This window comes from Streptomyces sp. NBC_01077 (assembly GCF_045162855.1).
Classification (GTDB): Bacteria; Actinomycetota; Actinomycetes; order Streptomycetales; family Streptomycetaceae; genus Streptomyces.
Map to the genome: position 1 here is coordinate 1,066,198 of NZ_CP108669.1, position 21,097 is coordinate 1,087,294.

The window sequence follows — 21,097 nt, forward strand, 5'->3', positions numbered from 1 at the left end:
CCATGGGTGGGGAAATGTGGGGGGGCTACCACGCCTCCATGCTGAGGACGTGGTCCTCTCCGGCGACGAGATCGATCGGCTGCGCGTCACCGGAGGAAGTCCTGACTTCGATACGGACCGTGCGAGTCGGCTTCAGAACCGCCGTCGCCCGGCCGGGCGCCCAGGTCAGTTCGACCTCGGCTCCGAACCGCGTGCGTACGCCCGTGAGCCGGCCCGCCGGGAGAGCGGGCGGCAGCGCGGGCAGGAGGACCAGTCGGTGAGGAGTCGACTGGAGAACCATCTCGATCAGTACGCCGGGCAGGGTGTGCGCGGCGTCGGCGTTGTAGACGTGGCGGTTCGGGTAGTGGGCGCTCATCAGGGAGGCGTGGAAGAAGTCGCCGTCCAGGACCTGGCCGAGGGCGTGGGCGACGCGTTCGCCGTCCCGGAGCCGGGCTGCGATGAGCGCGTGGTGGAGATGGCCGTGGGCGGAGTCGTTCTCGGCGCCGCGCAGTTCGAGGGCGCGGTGGGCGGCCGCGGCGAGGCCGGGGGTGTCGTAGGGGGTGATCTCGTCGAGCGGCCAGGCGCCGTACAGATGGCTGAGGTGGCGGTGGTCGTAGGAGTCCCGCAGGCCCGGCCAGGCCCATTCGGCCAGGGCACCGTCGTCGTTGATCCGGTGCGGCGGGAGCCGGTCGGCGAGAGCGCGCCAGCGGTCGGCGTGCTCCGGGTGGTAGTCGGCGGCCGTGAGCAGCGCGTGCCGGGCCGCCGAGAGGTCCATGGCCGCGTTGATCGTGCCCCAGCTCGCATTCGCCGGGCGGTTCTCGGGTGAGTAGGAGGGGACGACGACCACGTGGCCGTCGCCGTCGGTCCGGGTGAGGAAGTCCTCGTAGAAGCAGGCGACTTCGGCGAGGGCGGTGGCGGTGCGCGGGTCGCGGCTGCCGTGGGTCTCGTCATGGTCGACGAGCGGTTTGAGCAGCCAGTCGGCGCCGGCGGTCCACAGGTGCAGGGGGTATTCGCGGTTGAAGTGGTACGAGTGGCCCGACTCGCCGTCGGTGTGACCGGGGGCGACCACGCCCCGGGTCCCGAAGATCACGCGGGCGTTGTCGCGCCAGTCGGGCAGCTGACGCTGGATCAGCGCGGCGTGGGCCTCGGTGACCTCGGGGAGGGCGGCAGCCGGGGCGGAGGCGGTCTGGAGGTTGAGGTTGGCGTCGTTGGTGAACGCACCCGACCAGGCCGTGTTCCAGTCACCGGTCCACAGGCCGGTCAGCCGGGGCGGGAAGAGACCGCTGGCGGACAGCAGGTGGTAGCGGCCGGCCGCGAACAGCCGCTCCAGCAGGGCGGGGTTGCGCGGGCGCTTGAGCAGCTCGGAGCCGGGCAGGGCCCGTTCGGCCGGGGCGGCGGCCAGGTCGAGGGTGACGCGCTCGTACGCGGTGCGGTGGAGGGCGACATGGCGTTCGAGGAGCTGGTCGTACTCCGTGGCCAGCTCGCGCAGGGCACGGCCCTCCGCGGTCACGTCGAGTACGCCGGTGTGTCGCCGGACCTTGGTGAGGAGCAGGACGGACCGGGCGCCCTCGATGTGCGCGCCCGGAGGGGCGAGGGCCGTCGTACCTCCGGTGACGGCGATCAGCGTGACTCCGGTGAAGGCACGGTCGCCCTCGGGGTAGCGGGCACGCAGGCTCAGCAGGGCGCCCTCGGGGGTGAGGACGGCTCCGTGGCCGACGGCCAGCCCGGCGGGAGCACCGGGGAGCCGGTGGTCGAGGGAGATGTCGAGGGTGAGGCCGGGCGCCGTCACGTGCTGGACGATCACGTCGTCGGCGCGGGAGACGAAGACCCGGCTGGTCCAGCCGGCGCACTCCGCCCGGACGACGCCCGTGGCGAAGTCGACGGACCGGCGGTAGCCGTGCCCCTTCCTGGACGGCCGGTGCAGCCGGATCTGGAAGGCGGGATGGAAGGGCCGCACCCACTGGAGCGGGCGGCCGTCGGTGAAGCTCTCCGCGGCGGTGCGGTCGCCGCCCAGGAGGCGGTCCTGGAGGGCGGGGAGTTCGTCGGCGAGGCGCGGGGGCCGGGTGTCGCTGGCGTTGGGGCGCACCAGGGTGTGATGCGTGACGATGACACGCTCGTCGTTCGGGTCGCCGAACGCGAGGGTGCCGTGGTGGCCGTTGCCGCTGAGGAAGGCGTCCTCCCAGCGGGCGGCCGGCTGGGGCTCCCAGGTTCCGTGGACCGGTATGCGGGTCATGGCCGCAGTACCGCCACGTCGTAGCGGCCGAGGGTCACCCGGTCGGTGACGGCCGTCCCCGTGAGCAGGTCCTGGTGGGTGCCGGGCACCTCGACGGTCACCGGCTCACGGCCGTGGTTGAGCACGAAGAGCGCCTCGCCCCGGCGGACGGCCTCGACCTGCTCGGGGAGGCCGTCGAGCACCGGCCGCACGCCCGCGTCGGAGGCGATCCGGGCCAGCAGGTCGCGCAGCGCCTCCGGCTCCGGGAGCGTGGAGACGTACCAGGCCCGGCCCTTGCGCAGGACGGCGGGCAGTCCGTCGAGTTCACCGGCTTTGTACGGCACGGACTCGTCGGCGGTGCCGTCGGCCTCCAGTTCCTCGGACCACAGGGTTCCCCGGAAGCCCTCGCAGGTGGCGGTCTCCCCCGCGTCCAGAGGCCACCACTCGTGCAGGGTGCGGATGCCGAACAGCTCGCGGAGCCGGGCGTCCATGCCACCGGGGCGCACCCGGTCGTCCTCGTCGGCGACGCCGGTCTGGAAGCCGCAGACGAGGGTGCCGCCGCGGCGGACATGGGCGAGGAGATTGTCGATCGCCGCGTCGGTGAGCGCGTACAGCTGCGGCACGACGACCACGGAGTACGGCGTCAGGTCGTGCTCGGGGTGGGCGAAGTCGGTGGTGAGGTGCGCCTGCCAGAGGGCTCGATGCCAGGCGCGCAGGACGTCCGGGTACTCCACCTGGTGGGACAGGCGGCCGTCCTGAGCGCCGGCCCACCAGGCGTGCCAGTCGTGCAGGACCGCGATGTCCGCGGTGATGTTCCGACCGGTCACCTCGGAGGCGATCCGCTCCAGGTCCGCGCCGAGCTGTTTGACCTCCTGGTAGGTCCGGCCCTCCTCCCCGGCGTGGCTGACCATGCCGGAGTGGAACTTCTCCGCGCCCTGCCGGGACTGCCGCCACTGGAAGTAGCAGACGGCGTCGGCACCCCGGGCCACGGCCTGGAGGGACCAGAGCCGGTTGAGGCCGCGGGGCTTGGGGTGGTTCACACCCCGCCAGTTGACGGGCCCGGCCGCCTGTTCCGTGAGCATCCACGGCCCGTGCGCCTGGGAGCGGGTCATGTCCTGGACGAGGGCGCCGCTCTGCGCGCCCAGCGGGTCGCGCGGGTCGGGGTAGATGTCGACGGACACGACGTCCTCCTCCTCCGCCCAGCGCCAGGCGTCCTGGCCGATCCACAGCGGCATGAAGTTGCTGGTGACCGGCAGGTGCGGGGTGTGGCGGCGGACGATGTCCCGCTCCGCGACGTAGCACTCCAGGAGCATGTCGGAGGTGAAGCGCCGGAAGTCCAGGACCTGGCCGGGGTTGCGCATGTAGTGCGGGAGGCGCGGCGGCAGGATGCCGTCCCAGGTGTCGTAGCCCTGGCTCCAGAAGGCGGTGCCCCAGGTCTCGTTGAGGGCGTCGAGGGTGCCGTACTTCTCTCGCAGCCAGCGGCGGAAGGCTGCCGCGGCCTCGTCGCCGTAGTCGAAGGTGCAGTACTCGTTGTTGATGTGCCACATCGTCAGCGCCGGGTGGCCGCCGTAGCGGGCGGCGAGGTCCTCGGTGATGGCAGCGGCGTAGCGCCGGTAGGTGGCGCTGGAGTGCGAGAAGTGCTGCCGGCCGCCCCACCACTCGGTGCGGCCGTCCTCGGTGACGGGCAGGGTGTCGGGGTGCAGCCGGCCCATCCAGGGCGGAGGCGAGGAGGTGGGGGTGGCGAGGACGACGCCGATGCCGTTCGCGTGCATCAGGTCCATCAGCGTGTCCAGCCAACCGAACTCCCGTGCGCCCGGCTCCGGTTCCAGCATCGACCAGGAGAAGACACCGAGGGTGACCGAGTTGACCCCGGCCGCCTTCATCAGGCGTACGTCCTCGTGCCAGGTCTCCTCGGGCCACTGCTCCGGGTTGTAGTCGCCGCCGAAGAGCAGACGGCCTCGTGTCGCGTCGCTCAGTCCGGGCATCAGACGGGCTCCCCGTACTGCACGCCGCGCCCGTTGGTGGCGAGGTAGACCCGACCGTGGACGCGCGGGTCGCCGGTGATGGCCGTGCCGGTCCAGCCCCACTGGTGCTGGTCGTCGTTGATCCGCGTCCAGGTCCTGGCCTCGTCGTCGGAGCGGTGGATGGCGTTGAAGTCCTCGATCCCGCCGGCCATGTAGATCGCCGGGTAGGAGGCGCCCTCGGCTGCCTTGCCGAAGCCCAGGGTGTGCGAGGCCCGGCAGCTGCCGACCTTGGTGAAACCGGCGCCGCCGTCGGTGGAGCGGTAGAGACCGTTCGCCTTGGCGCTGAGCCACAGGTCACCGGAGCGTCCCGGGGCCGCGGCCAGCTGGAACCCGGCGTCGCCCGAGCTCAGGCCGGTGGCCCGGGCGGAGAAGGTCAGGCCGCTGTCGGTGCTGGCGCAGAGCGTGCCGGCGGTCGTGTCGAAGGCGTAGAAGGACGTCGGGTCCACGGGGTCCGCGACCAGGACGGCGCCCTTCGGGAGGGAGGTGACCTCGGACCAGGTGGCGCCGTTGTCCGCGGAGCGGTGCGCCGGGTACAGGGTGCCGTCCCAGTGCGCGAGGGCCCACAGCAGCACACTGCCGTCGGCGTTGGTGACGATCAGGCCGGGTGCGTCCTTGGCGGCGGCGGGCTGTGCCTCGAAGGGTGCCCAGGTCTTTCCGCCGTCGTTCGACCAGGCGCCGTTGCCGTTGTCACCGGAGCCGGTGCGCACGACGTACGAGGGCTTGAGCGCGGCCTGGGCGAGTCCGGTGGCGGACCCGAACACGGGGTTCGTGGCCAAGCCGCGCGACGGCGAAGCGGTCAGCCGCTCGTGGTAGAGCACGCCGATGTCCCGCGACCCGCTGATCAGATGGGCCTCTCCCGTCGGAGGCGACACGAGCTGTACCACGGAGGCCTCCTCGAGGCCGCGGATCTGTGGGGCCCAGTGCTTGAGGTCGCGCGTGGCGTACAGGGTCGCGCCGGTGCCGTGGACGACGTGCTCGGAGTCGAACGGGTCGAGGCCGACGGCCTGGACCCACCAGCCGAACTTGGGCTTGTCCTTGCCCCACGTGAGGTAGGGGGTCTCGGAGACGTCGAGGAAGGCCTCGTCCCCCAAGGACTTCCAGGTGCCGCCGCCGTCGGTGGAACGAAAGACGGTGTCGGTCTCGGCCCAGCGGTTGTTGGTGGACACGACGAGCGTCCCGGGCCGGCCGGCGTCGACGGCGACACCGCCGTAGCCGAAGGTGTCGGTCCCGCCGTCGCTCGTCGCCCCGCCGGGCTTCACGGGGGTGACCTCGGTCCACTTCCCGTTCGCCGTATGCAGCTTGTGCACGCTGCCGTCCGACTGCCCGTTGGGACCGGGGGCGTTGGCGTACGTCACGTACAGCTCGCGGTCGAGGCGGTCGTAGGCGGCGCGGATCGGCACCGTCGCGGCGGTGCCGGTGGGCTGCCCGGGGACGGGCTCCCAGGCCTTTCCGTCGGACGTGCGGAACAGGTTGGGGTTGCCCGCGGTGCCGTCGGAGTCGCCCCAGCCGGCATAGACGCCGCGGCCCGCGGCGACGAGGAGGGTGATGCCCTGGCCGGTGGCGCTCGGGGTGGCCGGGAAGCTCACCGCCGTCCAGGTCGCGCCGCGGTCCGTCGACCTGAGCAGCCCGTCGTGCCGGGTGCCGAGCCACAGGGTGTCGCTGTTCCGTGGGTCGACAAGGAGCCGTTCACCGCATCCCCGCCCGTCCTCGTTGGCGCCGAGCTTCACGGTGAGGTCGGTGCGTTTCCAGGTGGCCCCCCGGTCCTCGGAGCGCAGCACGGCTCCGGTGCCGGCCCAGGACTGGGTGTAGGTACCGAGGGCGAGATAGACCCGGTCGGGGTGGGCGGGGTCGACGGCCATGGCCTCGACACCGAGCAGGTTCGAGTCGTCCCAGCCGAGGTGGTCGGTCAGCGGGGTCCACCGCTCGGTCCCGTCGTCCCAGCGGTACGCGCCCCCGATGTCGGTCCGGGCGTAGGCGAGCCCTCGTACCGACGGGTGGAACAGCACCCCGGTGATGAACCCGGTGCCGCCCATGACGGCGTTGCGCCACCGGTAGCCGCTCTTCGCGACGGCCGCGGGAGCGGCGGCCTGGGCCTGTCCCGAAACCGCCGGCAGGGAGACGACCGCGGCGACGGCGGCGGACCCGGCGAGAACGGAGCGTCGGCTGAGATGAAACGTGCTCATGACATACCTCGGTCAGTACGAAGGGGGAAGTCGAGCCGGAATCAGGGGCGTGGGGCCCTGCGCGACGAGCCGGGCGGAGCCGCGGACGGCGTACGGCGGGAGGCACGGCGGCGGGGGCACGGCGGCGGGACCCGGACCACAGGGCGTCAGCCCTTGACGGCTCCGGTGAGCATGCCCTTCTTGAAGTGCCGCTGGACGAAGGGGGAGGCGACCGCGACGGGGATCAGCGCGAGGACCATGACGGCCATCTGCAGTCCCAGGCCGGAGAGCTCTCCGGTGCGGACCGCCTGCTGGAGGCCGGTCGGCGCCTCGGTGTTCTTCTGGACGAGTTGGATGAGCACGTTCTGCAGCGGCATCATCTCCTGGTCGGTGAGGTAGATGGAGGCGTTGAACCAGGAGCTCCAGTAGCCGACCGCGTAGAACAGCGAGATGACGGCCAGCACCGCGCGCGACAGCGGCATGATGATGGTCAGCAGGATGCGCAGGTCACTGGCTCCGTCGATGCGGGCGGACTCGGTGAGTTCGGGGGAGATCCCCATGAAGAAGGCCCGCAGGACGAGGATGTTGAAGACACTGACCGCGCTCGGCAGGACCAGCGACAGATAGGAGTCGGTGAGCCCCATCGACTGCACCAGAAGGTACGTCGGAATGAGCCCGGCCCCGAAGAACATGGTCGCCATCATGGTCATCAGGAAGAACCGATGGCCCAGACTCCCCGGCCGGGACAACGCATAGGCCGCGAGCACCGACACCGTCATCGAGAACAGCGTGCCGAAGAGCGTGACACCGACCGAGACCATGATCGCCCGGCTGACCTGCCCACCGCCGAGCAGTTCGGTGTAGTTGACGAACGTGACGCCCTGGGGGATCACGACGAGGCCGCCGGCCCGGTCGATCACGGGCTTGGGAGAGAGGCTGGTGACGATCACGATCCACAGCGGTCCGAGCACCCCCAGACAGGAGAGCAGAAGGAAGCCGCTCTTGGCGGTGAGCCCCGCCTTGCTCGGGGGCTCCTCCCACACGGGGCGGGCGGGAGCCTTGAAGCTGCGGATGAGCTGCGTGTTGAGGCTCACTTCTTGTACACCCCCTGCTCGCCCAGCAGGTGCGCGAACTTGTTCGCACCCAGGACGAGACACACTCCGATGAGTCCCTTGGCCAGGCCGACCGCGGCCGCGTAACTGAAGTCGCCGTTCTGAATACCCATGTTCCACACGTACGTGTCCATGACCTCGCTGGCCCCCGCGCCGACCGCGTCCCGCTGGAGCAGGAACTGCTCGAATCCGACGCTCAGCGCGTCGCCCACCCTGAGCACCAGCAGCAGGGCGATCACCGGACGCAGCGCGGGCAGCGTCACATGCCACATGCGTCGCCAGCGCCCCGCGCCGTCCATGGCGGCGGCCTCGTACAGATCGGTGCTGACGGCGGACAGGGCCGCGAGGAAGACGATGATCCCCCAGCCTGCGTCCTTCCACACGGCCTGCGCGGTGACCAGGTACTTGAAGAGGTCCGCGTTGGTCATCAGGTCGAAGCCGCTCCACCCGTGCGTCTCCAGGGTCTGCGCGATGATGCCCGCGCCGCCGAAGATCTGCTGGAAGACGGTGACGACGAGGACCCAGGAGAAGAAGTGCGGCAGATACATGATCGCCTGCGCCACGGCCCGCACCCGGGGCCGGATCACGCTGTTGATGACCAGCGCGAGGGCGATGGGGACCGGGAAGAACAGCACCAGTTGGAGCACGAAGAGAACGAGGGTGTTCTTCGTGGCGCTCCAGAACAGCGGGTCGTCGAGCGTCCGCGAGAACTGCTCCAATCCGACCCAGGGGCTGTGGAAGATCGCTGTGATGCCGTTGCTGGAGACGTACGGGTCGTACTCCTGGAAGGCGATGACGTTGCCGAGCAGCGGGAGGTAGTTGAAGAGCAGGAGCAGGATGATGACGGGCAGGATCATCAGGATGAGGGCGCGGTCGCGGCGCAGCCGGATCCGCCAGGGGACCTTGCCGGCCTTGCTCGTCCCGCGCGACGCCCGCACCTTCGCCTCGGCGGCGGCGACCGCGGCCGTCGGCTCCTCGACGGCCGCGGGGGGACGGGTCCCGTCGGGCCGGCTCCCGGCCGTGATGGCCATCAGTTGCCGCTGCCGTTCTTGTCGAGGAGCTCCTGGTACCAGGCGCGCAGCTCGTCGCCGCCGGAGGACTTCCAGGTGGAGACGGCGGCCTGCACGTCGGACAGCTTCTTGTTGCCCCGCACGTAGTCGATCTCCAGTTGCTCGAACTGGCTTTCGAGGGAGGCATAGCGGGCCGGCTCGACGATGTTCATGCCGTAGAGGGACGTCCTCTTCATGAAGACCCCCATCCGCTGCTGCCACTCGACCTGCTTGCGGGCGACATCGGGGAGGTCGGGGTGGGCGAGGTAGGGAGCCGGGGCAGCCACCATGCCCCAGGCGTTGATCACCTCGGAGTTGCCCTGGTCGTTCTTGACCGGAACGCCGTCCTTGACCGTGTAGTGGGTGCCCTCGACGCCGTAGTCGACGAGCATCCGCTCCTTGGTGCCGTAGGGCGCTGCCGCGAAGTCGGCGGCGGCCAGCGCGTTCTCCACGGTCTCCTTCGAGGCTCCCTTGCGGATCATCGACCAGATGTTGGACGGCGAGGTCGCCCACAGCGTCGGGTTGCCGCCGTCGGCGCCGAAGATGTCCATGGCGTCGATCTGGAAGTCCGGGTTGGCCTCCGCCTGCTCGGCGGCCTTGACGTACCAGGCGGACAAGTCGCTGTTGAAGACCAGGATCTGTCCGGCGGTGAAGCGCTGGCCCGCGTCGCCGGAGCGCGCCTTGTCGTCGGGGTGGACCACGCCGGCGTCGAACAGCTTGCGGGTCCACTCCAGGCCTTCGAGATATTCGGGCCGCTCCTTGGTGTACCTCAGCTTGCCGTCCTCATCGATGTTCCAATCGGGAGCGTTGCCGAAGATGCTCCCCGCGACCCAGCTCATGTCACCGCAGGCCCACACCTTGGCCTTGGCGCTGGTGGCCTCCTTGGCCCAGCTGAGGAACTCCTCGGGCGACTTGGGTACGGTGTAGCCCTTCTTGTCGAAGATGTCCTTGCGGTAGTAGGGCACGATGAGGCTCGCGGGGGCGGCGGGCATCGGGATGCCGCGCAGCGCGCCACCGAAGATGCCCATGCGCCAGGCGTCGGACGGAATCGCGGCCAGGTTCGGGTACTTCTTGACCTTGTCGCCCGCCAGGTAGGGGCCGAGGTCCATGAACTTCGCGGTGACCGCGTTCGCGATCTTGCCGACCAGCTCCCAGCTCGGCACGACCACCATGTCGGGTACGGAGCTGGAGGCGAGGACGGCGCCGAGCTTCGGGCCGTAGGTGGTGCCGTCCTGGTTCTGCCAGGTGATCTTGGTGCCCGCCGCCGCGTCGACCGCCGCGTAGTACGCGCATCCGGCCTTCGGCGGGGTGCCCCAGAACGGGGACATGATCTTGATGGGAGCGCCCGTGCCGAGCTTCTTCGGGACCGACGTGGACAGGGCCGCGAGATCGACCTTGCCGGTATAACCGTCTGCCGAACCGTTCTTCGACGGAAGGTCCGGCTTGGCGACCGTGCTGGCGACGTATGTGGGGAGCAGCTTGTCGGCGGCCTTGCCCGTCGTGGCGCCCTCTCGCGACTCGCCGCCCGAACCGCTGCAGGCGGTGAGCAGCGGTATCCCCCCGGCCACCGCTGCGGTGGCGACTGCCGTGGAAACGAGGAAGCTTCTCCGGCTCGGTCCGGAGGAGGCGACATTCGGCGTCATTGCGTCAACCCTTCATGGCGCAGCTGGACACCCGGCAGTGGGCCGTCGGCTGCGGTGTCGTGACTGGAACTGGCTGAGCTGAAAGCGGACATCCGACCATTGCGGCGCGTTTTACAGTCGAAGCGCTTCGATGTTGCTGCGAGGTTAAGTGAACGCCCAGGGGCGCACAAGAGTCGCTTCCAAGATTCCTCCGATGTCCGTGCAGGAGGGGACTCTTCACGCCCCCTGCCCGATGGAACGATGTTGATCCCTTGACACTCACCCTGGTGTCTAACGAGCATCGAAGCGCTTCGAAAATACTCGGCGCGCCATTCCAGGGAGATCCCACGTGTCCGCACACACTCCGCACACACCACCACCCTTCCGCGATCCGCAACTGCCCTTCGCGAAGCGCGTCGACGACCTTCTGTCGCAGCTCACCCTCGACGAGAAGATCGGATTCCTGCACCAGTTCGCGCCCGCCGTGGAGCGGCTCGGCGTCGCCCCCTTCCGCACCGGCCAGGAGGCCCTGCACGGCGTGGCCTGGATGGGTCCGGCCACGGTCTTCCCGCAGGCAGTGGGCCTGGGCACGACCTGGAACACGGAACTCGTACGGCGGGTCGGCGAGGCGGTGTCCAAGGAGGTCCGGGCGATGCGCGCCCGAGACGACCGCGTGGGGCTGAACGTCTGGGCCCCGACCGTGAACCTGCTGCGCCACCCTCTGTGGGGCCGCAACGAGGAGGGCTACTCGGAGGACCCGAAGCTCACCTCGGCCATCGCCACCGCCTACACACTCGGCCTGCGCGGCGAGCACCCTACGTACTGGCGCACCGCGCCCGTCCTCAAGCACTGGCTGGCCCACAACAACGAGACGGGCCGCGACGTCGTGTCCTCCTCGGTCCGCCCGCGCGTCCTGCACGAATACGACCTGCGCGCCTTCCGCGAGACGGTCGAGGCGGGTGCCGTGGCCGGTGTGATGCCGGCGTACAACCTGGTCAACGGCCGCCCGAACCATGTCTCGCCGTATCTGCGCAAGCATCTGCGCACCTGGACCGACGAGGAGCTGCTTGTCTGCTCGGACGCGGGCGCGCCCTCCAACCTGGTCGACTCCGAGCACTACTTCGACACCCACGAGGAGGCGACGGCCGCCGCGCTGCTGGCCGGCGTCGACAGCTTCACCGACCACGGCACCGACAGCTCGAAGATCACCGCACGGGTCCGCGGCGCCCTGGAACAGGGCCTGCTGACCGAGTCGGACATCGACGCGGCGGTCCGCCGCCAGCTCTCGGTCCGATTCCGCCTCGGCGAGTTCGACCCGGAGTACGACCCGCACGAGCTCACCACGGACTTCGACACCCCGACCCACCGGGCCCTCGCCCAGGAGGCGGCCGAGCAGGCCGTCGTGCTGCTCAAGAACAGCGGTGGCCTGCTGCCGCTCGCGCCCGGCACCCGGCTCGCGGTGGTCGGCCTGCTCGCCGACGAATGCAAGGGCGACTGGTACAGCGGCACGTTCCTGCACCGCAGCACGCCGCTGGCGGGCCTGTCCGAGCGGTTCGGCTCGGAGCGCGTGCAGTTCGCGGAGGGCGTGGACCGGATCCTGCTGAAGACCTCGGCCGGAACGTTCCTCCACGTCCCTGAGGCGGACGCCGACGACGAGGTGCGCGGCGCCGAAGGCGCCCTCGACCCGGCCCTGCTCGCGGGCCGGACGGACCTGCCCCCGCTCACCACCGACGCGACCGGCACCGAGCTCTCCCTCATCGACTGGGGCGAGGGAGTGCTGACCCTGCGTGCCCCCGACGGCCGCTATCTCTCCGTCGCCGAGGACGGCCTTGTCCGAGCCTCCGCCGACCAGCCCGGAGGCTGGGTCGTCCAGGAGACGTTCCGCCTGGAACCACATGAGAACGGGCACCTTCTTCGGCACATCGGTACGGGTCACCCCCTCTCTGTCGCCGCCGACGGCCTGAAGGTTGCCGCCGGCAACGGGGAGATCTTCGAGGTCGTCGTCGTCGAAAGCGGCGAGGACGCGGTGGGCAAGGTCGCCTCGCAGGCGGACGTGGTCCTGGTGGTCGCAGGCAACGATCCGCACATCAACGGACGCGAGACCGAGGACCGTACGACCCTGGCCCTCCCCGCCCACCAGGAGCGCCTCCTGCGCGCGGCCCGCGCGGCCAACCCGAACACGGTGCTGGCACTGGTGTCGGCGTACCCGTACGCGGTCGGTCACGCGGAGGTGCCGGCGCTGCTGTGGACGGCACACGGCGGCCAGGCGGCCGGCAGCGCCCTGGCCCGGATCCTGGCCGGCGACGTCTCCCCCGCCGGACGCCTCCCGCAGACCTGGTACGCCGACGACTCCGACCTGCCCGACCTCCTCGACTACGACGTGATCGGCGGCCGCCAGACGTACCTCTACTTCGAGGGCACGCCTCTCTTCCCGTTCGGCCACGGCCTGTCGTACGCGTCCTTCTCCTACGAAGGCCTCACGACGCGCGTCGAGGACGGGACACTGCACGTGTCCTTCACCGTCGGCAACACCGGTGACGTCACCGCGGACGAGGTCGCCCAGCTCTACACCCGGACCATGGAGCCGTCGGTGCCACGCCCCCGCAGGGAACTGGCCGCGCACCGGCGCGTGACGCTCGCGCCCGGCGAGGTCACGGAGATCGCCTTCCGGGTGCCGATGTCGGCCTTCGCGTTCTGGGACGTGGCGCAGGGACGTCAGCGGGTGGCACCGGGCCTCCACGAGATCCTCGTCGGAGGGTCCAGCGAGGACATCCGCCTGACCCGGACCGTCGATCTCGACGGCGAGCCGTCCGTCCCCCGGCCGGTCATGGTGGACGGCCTGGACGCGGTGGACTTCGACGACCAGAGCAACACGGAGATCGTGGACCGCACGAAGACGTCGGGTGACTCCGTCGCCCCTGTGGCCGGTCTGAGGGGCGAGCTGGTGTTCCGTGACTGTGACTTCGGAAAGGGGGCCACCGGGATCACGGTGGAGGCCTCGGGTGAGGGCACGGTCGAACTCTCGCTGGATGACGGTCCGGTACTGGCAGTGCTCACGCTCTCCCCGGGTACGGCCGGGCCCTACGACTACGCCACGGTGAACGCCCCCGTCGTCGCGGCTGCCGGTGCGCACGACGTCCGTCTCGGGCTGCAGGGCCCGGTGCGGCTCGCGCGCGTCGCCTTCTCCGGCTGAGGTCCGCATCGACCCCCGTGCACGCGAGTCGCCACGCAGTAGTCCGGCACCGGAAGGCTTCGGTGCCGGACTCGGCTTCTTCAGGGCTGCGTTCGAGCTGCTCTTCGGGCGGACGTCACCGGTCCTCCAGGTGTCACCGGTCCTCCGCGGCAGACCCCGGTGCGGCGGCGAGGACGCGGACGTCCCAGGCACCGAGCCGCACGGGCGTACCGGCCGGGACCACGCTGCCGTCCAGGGCGTCGGTCAGGTCCGCCGGGGCCTGGGCCGTGGCCGGCTGCCAGCTCCAGTTGTGGACGACATGGACGCGCCGGCCGTCCGGGGCGGTGCCGGTGGCCACGGTGACCGAGTCCGGCAGGTCCTGCCAGCCACTGCCCGGGGTGGGCGCGAGCCACGTGGCGAGCGCGCGAGCCAGGTCACGGCCGGGCACGGTGCCCACGCATGTGACACGGCCCGCGCCGTGGCGGCGGGTGGTGACGGCCGGCCAGCGCCCGAAGTGCGGGTGGTCGTACTCGGCCAGGACGTCCGCGTCCTCGACGGCCAGGCCCTCCACCCAACGGGTGGCCACCGCGCCGGCGGGCAGCCGGAGCGGACTGTCCGGCGCGGTGCGCAGCGGCAGGTCGGCGTGCAGGTTGCTGAACTCGTCGTACCGGACGCCCGCGGCCCGGACCAGTCGCGCCGGGGTCACCTCGTGGCGTGCCCGCGCCTCGTGGTCGCCGTAGCCGGTGCGGGGACCGAGGACGAGGTGGCCGCCCGCCTCCGCGTAGGCGCCGAGCCAGTCGAGCATCCCGTCGTCCGCCACGTACAGCGCGGGAGCGATGAGCACGGGGTGCAGCTCGGCCGCCGACTCCGGTGTCATCCCCGGGCGTTCGCCGCGCGGGTCGTGCAACTGACGGGCGTGCAGGATCCGTACCTGGCGCCCCGCCTCGAACGCGCCCCGGTAGAACGGCTCGAAGATGCCCTCGTACGCGCCCCCGTCCGGACCGCCGTCGGGGCCCGCGAGCGGCGGATACCTCTGCATCAGCCACCGGCCCGGCGCCGAGTACACCATCGCGATGTCCGCGTCCGGTGTGATCCCGGCGACCAGGTCTCCGGCCCGCTCGAACTCGGCGCCCAGTCGGGCGATTTCGCGGAACGCGCGCCCCGGTTGCCCGCTGTGCGGGAGGACCCCGCCCCAGTACGTCTCGGCGCCGAAGTGCAGCGTGTGCCAGTGCCAGTACTCGATCATGCGGGCCCCGCGTGCGACCAGCGCCCACGCGGCCTGCCGCCACTGCCCGTCGAAGGCGGGCCGGTTGTCGGACGTGCCGCCGATGGCCTGGGCGTTGGTCTCCGTGATCAGGAACGGTTCCTGGCGCGAGGAGTAGATCCGGTCGGCGCTGTGGTGCAGCGCCCACGCCCCGTACGCCGTCCACTGCTGCGGCAGCTTCTCGCGCGGCGGCTCGGGCATCGTGAGGCTGTCCTGCATGTCGTAGTACGGGTTGCCCGCGGTGATGTCCAGGCTGTCGGTGAGCTCGTCGTCCTCCAAGCCGGGAGAGCCGTAGGCGAGGCATGTGGTGACGAACTGGCCGGGCCGTGCGTACTCGCGCACGATGCCGGCCTGCCAGGCGATGAACTCGGTGGTCTGGCGCGCCTGGAACGCCCGCCAGGCCAGGTCGTACTGCGGCTGCGCGTTGCCCTCCGGGGTCCACAGGTCGGCCCAGGTGGACAGCCGGTGCGACCAGTACACCAGCCCCCACTCTCGGTTGAGGGTCTCCACATCGCCGTACCGCTGCCGCAGGTCGTCCACGAAGCGCTGGAAGACGCCGTGGTTGTGCGGCAGCCGCGGGCCGGGTTCGTTGTCGACCTGGAAGCCGATGACCGCGGGATGGGCGGCGTAGCGGGCCGCGATCGTGCGGATCACCCGCTCCGCGTGGAAACGGAAGGCCGGGTGCGTGATGTCGACCTCCTGCCTGGCGCCCCACGCGGCGCGGCGCCCGGTGGCGTCCTCGGCGGCGATCTCCGGGCACTGCCGGGCCAGCCACGGCGGCACCGTGTAGGTGGGAGTTCCGAGGACGACGGCGATGCCGCGCTCGTGGGCGCCGTCGAGGACGGGTTGCAGCCAGTCGAGTTCGAACCTGCCGTTCTCCGGTTCCCAGGTGGACCAGACCGACTCGCCGACGCGGATGACGGTGAACTTCGCCTCCGCCATGAGGTCGAGGTCGGTCTTGAGCCGCTCGTACGGCTGATACTCGTGGTAGTAGGCGGCGCCGAACAGGACGCGCGCGGGCAGATCAGTCATGCGAAGCCTTCGAGAGACGTATGGGTTCCGGTCGCCGGGAATCCGGTCGTGGATCCCGACGGGCGGGACGGGGAGGTGGTGGGTGTTCGCCCTGCGGCTCGTGTCGGGAGGCGAGGAACGGCTGACGCCTCACGCGGTCAGCAGCTCGTAGCCGAACCAGTCGAAGCGTTTTGACGCCCTGGGCGGTACGCAGCGCGATCACCCGGCCGATGACATGGCCGGCATCTGGTGATTCATGGCAGCAGCCCCCAAGGGGTCGTCGAAGCGCTTCACCTGATGACGCAAGGTATTGAGGAATTTTCGGCGAAACAAGAGACTGAAGGCGATGGAGCCTTCTTTTCTGCCAGGCATTGACATCACCTCTCAGGCGATGGGAGCGTCGAAGCGCTTCACCAACCGATGTCTCTCCCTCTCGTTGAGGTGGCCCTCCCGTGGGTTCTGCTTTCCTACCCGTCGTCGGCCGGCGGCCGCTCCGCGCGCTCCCGCGGGCCCAGCGCGTCGACGACCCGCTGCAACGGCGCACGCTCGAAGAGCGGATCGCCCTGCCTCACCGGGACGCGCCGCCCGCCGCCGAGCGCCCGGGCGCCGCCTCTTTCCGCACCTGGGCGTTGCCACTGCACGGCGGGGCCCGGCTCGGCGGGGCCACTGGCTTCCGGCCCGTGATCATGGGGCCGTTCGCCGACCACGGCCACAACAGCAGCTGCGGCTGCGGCTGCGTCTCCAACTCGCCCACCCGACTGGCCAGGCCGCACCGGCGCGGCCTGGCTCCGGAGCTCTGAAACACCGTGTCCGACGCATCCGGGCCCACCGTGCGCCCGTTCCCCGAACTGCCCGCCGGGTTCCGCTTCGGAGCCGCGACAGCCGCCTACCAGATCGAGGGTGCCCATGACGAGGACGGCCGCGGCCCGTCCATCTGGGACACCTTCAGTCACACCCCTGGCCGCACCCTCGGCGGCGCCACAGGCGACACCACCTGCGACCACTATCACCGCTACCGCGAGGACATCGCCCTGCTGCGCGGACTGGGCGTCGACGGCTACCGCTTCTCGATCGCCTGGTCCCGCCTGCTGCCCCAGGGCGCCGGGCCGGTCAACGCCAAGGGCCTCGACTTCTACGACCGGCTGATCGACGAGCTGCTGGCCGCCGGGATCGCGCCCGCCGTCACCCTCTACCACTGGGACCTGCCCCAGGCCCTGGAGGACCGCGGCGGTTGGCGCGTCAGGGAGACCGCCGAGGCGTTCGCGCAGTACGCGGCCCTCGCGGCCGAGCGCTACGGAGACCGGGTCGAGCGCTGGATCACCCTCAACGAGCCGTACTGCTCCGCCTTCGTGGGCTACGCCGAGGGCCGGCACGCGCCCGGCGCCCAGGAGGGCCGCGGAGCCCTGGCGGCCGCCCACCATCTGCTGGTCGCCCACGGACTCGCGGTACGGGAGCTGCGCGCGGCGGGCGCCAGGGAGGTCGGCGTCACGCTCAACCTCGACCGCCTTCACAGCGCCTCCGACCGCCCCGAGGACCTCGACGCGCTGCGCCGCGCCGAGGTCCTCCACAACGAGGTCTGGACCGAGCCGCTCCTCGCCGGGCGCTACCCCGAGCACGAGGCCGAGACCTGGGGCGGCCTCGCCGACGGCCCCTGGCGGCGGCCCGGCGACCTGGAGGTGATCGGCGAGCCGTTGGACTTCCTCGGCATCAACTACTACCGCCCCGTGACCATCGCCGCCGCACCCCACCGTACGGACGACCCCGAACTCCGCACCGCCGTCGACATCGGCGTCGCCGAGCCGGACCCGTACGGGACCCGGCACACCACCATGGGATGGCCCGTCGTCCCGGCCGCGCTCACGGAGCTCCTCCTGGACCTCCACGCCCGCTACCCGCGGCTTCCGCCGGTCTGGATCACCGAGAACGGCTCCGCCGAGGACGACACCGTCGGCCCCGACGGCCGCGTCCACGACCCGGACCGGATTGCCTACCTGGCCGACCACCTCGCCGCCGTCGCCGACGCCATCGCGGCCGGGGTGGACGTACGCGGCTACTACGCGTGGTCGCTGCTGGACAACTTCGAGTGGGCACGCGGCTATGGCCAGCGCTTCGGCCTCGTCCACGTCGACTACACCAGCCTGACCCGAACGCCCAAGGACAGCTACCACTGGTACCGGGGCCTGATCACCGCGCACCGCGCGCGGACGGAGGAATCCACCCCATGAAGTTCACCGACGGCTACTGGCTGATGCGTCCGGGCGTCACCGCCAGCTACGCCACCGAGGTCGCCGACGTCCGGGCCGACGAGCACCGGATGACCCTCTACGCGCCGGTGAAGCATGTGCACGGCCGCGGCGGCACGCTCAACAGTCCGCTGCTGACAATCGAGTGCTGGTCGCCGGCCGAGGGCGTGATCGGGGTACGTGCCACCCACCACGCCGGCTCGGTGCACCGGGGGCCGGAGTTCGCGCTGCCCGGCGGGCAACCGGATGCCGGAAAGGTGCACCGGGACGGCACGGTGGTCGAGCTCAGTGCGGGTGAACTGTCGCTGCGGGTGGACACCTCCGAGCCGTGGCGCCTGGAGTTCACCGCCGGTGGTCGGGTGCTGACCTCCGTGGGTGAGCGCGGGACCGGCTTCGCCACCGACGCCGACGGCCGGCACTTCATGTTCGGGCAACTCGCCCTGGGAGTCGGCGAGCTGGTCTACGGACTGGGCGAGCGGTTCACTCCGTTCGTCAGGAACGGCCAGGTCGTGGACATCTGGCAGGCGGACGGCGGCACCAGCAGCGAGCAGGCGTACAAGAACGTCCCCTTCCACCTGACGAACCGCGGCTACGGCGTCTTCGTCAACCACCCCGGCAAGGTCAGCTACGAGGTCGGCTCCGAGTCGGTCGGCCAGGTCCAGTTCAGTGTCGAGGACCAGTCGCTGGAGTTCTTCGTCGTCCACGGCCCGACCCCGAAGCAGATCCTTCAGCGCTACACCGCGCTCACCGGCCGCCCCGCCCTGCCCCCGGCCTGGGCGCTCGGCCTGTGGCTCACCACCTCCTTCACCACCGACTACGACGAGGCCACCGTCAACCGCTTCGTCGACGGCATGGCCGAACGCGGCATCCCGTTGAGCGTCTTCCACTTCGACTGCTTCTGGATGCGCGGCTACCAGTGGAGCGACTTCGTCTGGGACTCCGACACCTTCCCCGACCCGGCCGGCATGCTGGCGCGCCTCAAGGAGCGTGGGCTGCGGGTCTCCGCCTGGATCAACCCCTACATCGCGCAGAAGTCGGAGCTGTTCGAGGAGGGCATGAGAGACGGCTACCTGGTGCGCCGCCCGGACGGCAGCGTCTGGCAGTGGGACCTCTGGCAGCCCGGCATGGCCCTGGTGGACTTCACCAACCCCGCCGCCCGCGACTGGTACACCGGCAAACTGAAGACACTGCTCGACCAGGGCGTGGACTGCTTCAAGACCGACTTCGGCGAGCGCATCCCCACCGACGTCGTCTGGCACGACGGCTCCGACCCGGAGCGGATGCACAACTACTACACCCACCTCTACAACCAGGCCGTCTTCGACCTCCTGCGCGCCGAGCGCGGCGAGGGCGAGGCACTGCTCTTCGCCCGCTCCGCCACCGCCGGAGGCCAGCAGTACCCGGTCCACTGGGGCGGCGACTGCGAGTCCCACTTCAACGCCATGGCCGAGTCGCTGCGCGGCGGACTCTCCCTCGGCCTGTCCGGCTTCGGCTTCTGGAGCCATGACATCGGCGGTTTCGAGGGCACCCCGACCCCCACCGTCTTCAAGCGCTGGGTGCAGTTCGGGCTGCTGTCCTCGCACAGCCGCCTGCACGGCAGCAAGTCGTACCGCGTGCCATGGGACTACGGCGAGGAGGCCGTCGAGGTCACCCGCGAGTTCACCCTGCTCAAGCACCGCCTCGCCCCCTACCTCCAGCGCGCCGCCCAGCAGGCGCACGCCACCGGCGTCCCGGTGATGCGCGCCATGGTGCTCGAGTTCCCCGACGACCCGGCCGCCGCCACGGTCGACCGGCAGTACATGCTCGGCGACGACCTGCTCGTCGCTCCGGTCTTCACCGACGACGGCACAGTCGAGTACTACGTGCCGGACGGCACATGGACCAATGTGCTGACGGGTGTTCAGGTCACCGGTCCGCGCTGGATCCGTGAGCAGCACGACTTCCACACCCTGCCGCTGCTGGCCCGCCCTGACTCGGTCATCGCGCTGGCCGCCGACGACCAGCACCCGGTCTCGGCCTGGGCGGACGGTGTCGAACTGCGGGTTCACGCCTTCACGGACGGCGCGGAGCGCACCCTCGTGATCCCGCGCACCGACGGCCCGGGCGAGACCGCCCGGTTCCACCTGCACCGTACGGGCGACCGCCTCCGGGTGACCACCGACAGTCCGTTCGCCTGGCAGTTGCGGATCGGCAGCCCGAACGCAACCGTGCACACCCGGCCGGCCGGCACCTCGGAGGCCGACCTGCCGTACCCTGCCTGAACCCGGCAGTCAGGGCGGGGCCCTGCGGGCCCCGCCCTCGGCGCGGTTCCTCGCCGAGCCGTCGACGCCCACCACCCGAAAGCATGCCGCCATGCGTAGCCAGACCAAGCGACATCTGGCCCCCGGCCAACTGGACGCCCTGCCGCGCGCCGGCGTCGGCGTCGGATGCCGGGTGGAGAGCGAACTGTCCGACGGCTGGTTCAGCGCCGTCTACCGGGTCCGGCTCGACGACGGCCGACCCGCCGTCGTCAAACTCGCCCCACCGGACGGGGCCGCCGTACTGCGGTACGAGCGAGGCATCCTCGGGACGGAGGCCATGGTCTACCGGCGGATCGCAGGTCTTCCCGGCAGCGGGGTGCCGATACCTGAACTGCTCTACGCGCACGAGGAGTTCCTCGTCCTCTCGGTCGTCGAGGGCACGGCATGGCACAAGGCATCCGACCGCCTGACCGACCCGGCCGAGGCGGCGGCACGCCGCGAACTGAGCGCGATCACCGCACGCCTGCACACCCTGGCACCCGAGGACGGCCGTTGTGTGAACGAGCGTCACCGCTCACCGGATGCCCTGGAACTCGATCCCGCGGCCCCGCCGCCGGGGACGAGTTCGACGCACAGCACGCGCGCCTGACACCGGCCCGGCGATCAGCGTGAGCCCGACTCCACGGCATGGCTGCTGCTGCACACCGGCTGCCGTTTCCAATGAAAACGGCAGCTCCGGACCGGGCACCGGGCTCGGGCAGAATCAGCCGGCGCCGGGGCGCTGATCCCTCATGGGGTGAGGTCCAGGATCCGGACCGGCTGGCCTTCCCAGCGTTTCGGCCGCGAGCTCCTCCTTGGTCGCCAGGCTGATGCCCAGGCAGAGCAGGAACACAAGCGGAACAGGGCTTACTAATCTCCCAAACATCTCAATTTCGCCTCCACCACACCTTGGGAACCATCCCCCACGTCTGCTAGCTTCCCCGTTCGATTCCGAACTGCCGTGACAC

Annotated in this window: 12 protein-coding genes; 5 read left to right on the forward strand and 7 right to left on the reverse strand. The window is 70.8% G+C overall.

Annotated elements, in window-relative coordinates; all coding sequences use genetic code 11:
• Positions 1-25: 25 nt before the first annotated feature.
• From OG462_RS04800 to OG462_RS04825, 6 genes are all read right to left on the reverse strand, one after another.
• On the reverse strand, positions 26-2,212 hold the full coding sequence (locus OG462_RS04800; RefSeq protein ID WP_406054751.1) for a glycosyl hydrolase family 95 catalytic domain-containing protein: 2,187 nt from the start codon (positions 2,210-2,212) through the stop codon (positions 26-28).
• Entirely contained in the window at positions 2,209-4,176 is a 1,968-nt protein-coding gene (locus OG462_RS04805) for a beta-galactosidase (RefSeq protein ID WP_406054753.1), read from the reverse strand. Before OG462_RS04805 ends, OG462_RS04800 begins: the two co-directional genes overlap by 4 nt.
• Positions 4,176-6,398 carry a 1,4-beta-glucanase gene (locus OG462_RS04810; protein WP_406054755.1) on the reverse strand — a complete coding sequence of 741 codons (2,223 nt, stop codon included), beginning with the start codon at positions 6,396-6,398 and terminating at the stop codon, positions 4,176-4,178. Before OG462_RS04810 ends, OG462_RS04805 begins: the two co-directional genes overlap by 1 nt.
• Before the next feature lie 146 nt (positions 6,399-6,544).
• Entirely contained in the window at positions 6,545-7,471 is a 927-nt protein-coding gene (locus OG462_RS04815) for a carbohydrate ABC transporter permease (RefSeq protein ID WP_406054757.1), read from the reverse strand.
• Positions 7,468-8,520 carry an ABC transporter permease gene (locus OG462_RS04820; RefSeq protein WP_406054759.1) on the reverse strand — a complete coding sequence of 351 codons (1,053 nt, stop codon included), beginning with the start codon at positions 8,518-8,520 and terminating at the stop codon, positions 7,468-7,470. The genes OG462_RS04815 and OG462_RS04820 overlap by 4 nt, the downstream gene beginning before the upstream one ends.
• A complete protein-coding gene (locus tag OG462_RS04825; RefSeq protein WP_406054760.1) occupies positions 8,520-10,181 on the reverse strand; it encodes an extracellular solute-binding protein in 1,662 nt (553 codons plus the stop codon). Before OG462_RS04825 ends, OG462_RS04820 begins: the two co-directional genes overlap by 1 nt.
• A gap of 328 nt (positions 10,182-10,509) precedes the next feature.
• Between OG462_RS04825 and OG462_RS04830 the strand changes: the two genes are divergently transcribed.
• Positions 10,510-13,353, forward strand: coding sequence for a glycoside hydrolase family 3 C-terminal domain-containing protein (locus OG462_RS04830; RefSeq protein ID WP_406054762.1), 2,844 nt, complete (start codon positions 10,510-10,512; stop codon positions 13,351-13,353).
• 133 nt (positions 13,354-13,486) lie between these two features.
• Here OG462_RS04830 and OG462_RS04835 read toward each other — a convergent pair whose 3' ends face one another.
• Entirely contained in the window at positions 13,487-15,628 is a 2,142-nt protein-coding gene (locus OG462_RS04835; RefSeq protein ID WP_406054764.1) for a beta-galactosidase, read from the reverse strand.
• Positions 15,629-16,059: 431 nt separating this feature from the next.
• On the opposite strand from OG462_RS04835, the gene OG462_RS04840 reads away from it, so the two are divergent.
• From OG462_RS04840 to OG462_RS04855, 4 genes are all read left to right on the forward strand, one after another.
• The gene (locus OG462_RS04840; protein ID WP_406054766.1) at positions 16,060-16,407 is read left to right on the forward strand and encodes a hypothetical protein; all 348 of its coding nucleotides are present in this window, start codon (positions 16,060-16,062) and stop codon (positions 16,405-16,407) included.
• Between the two features lie 6 nt (positions 16,408-16,413).
• On the forward strand, positions 16,414-17,832 hold the full coding sequence (locus OG462_RS04845; protein ID WP_406054768.1) for a GH1 family beta-glucosidase: 1,419 nt from the start codon (positions 16,414-16,416) through the stop codon (positions 17,830-17,832).
• Positions 17,829-20,111 (forward strand): alpha-xylosidase, encoded by a 2,283-nt coding sequence (gene yicI, locus OG462_RS04850; protein ID WP_406054770.1) that lies wholly within the window; start codon positions 17,829-17,831, stop codon positions 20,109-20,111. Before OG462_RS04845 ends, yicI begins: the two co-directional genes overlap by 4 nt.
• Positions 20,112-20,202: 91 nt before the next feature.
• On the forward strand, positions 20,203-20,739 hold the full coding sequence (locus tag OG462_RS04855; RefSeq protein ID WP_406054772.1) for a phosphotransferase family protein: 537 nt from the start codon (positions 20,203-20,205) through the stop codon (positions 20,737-20,739).
• The last annotated feature ends 358 nt before the right edge of the window (positions 20,740-21,097 follow it).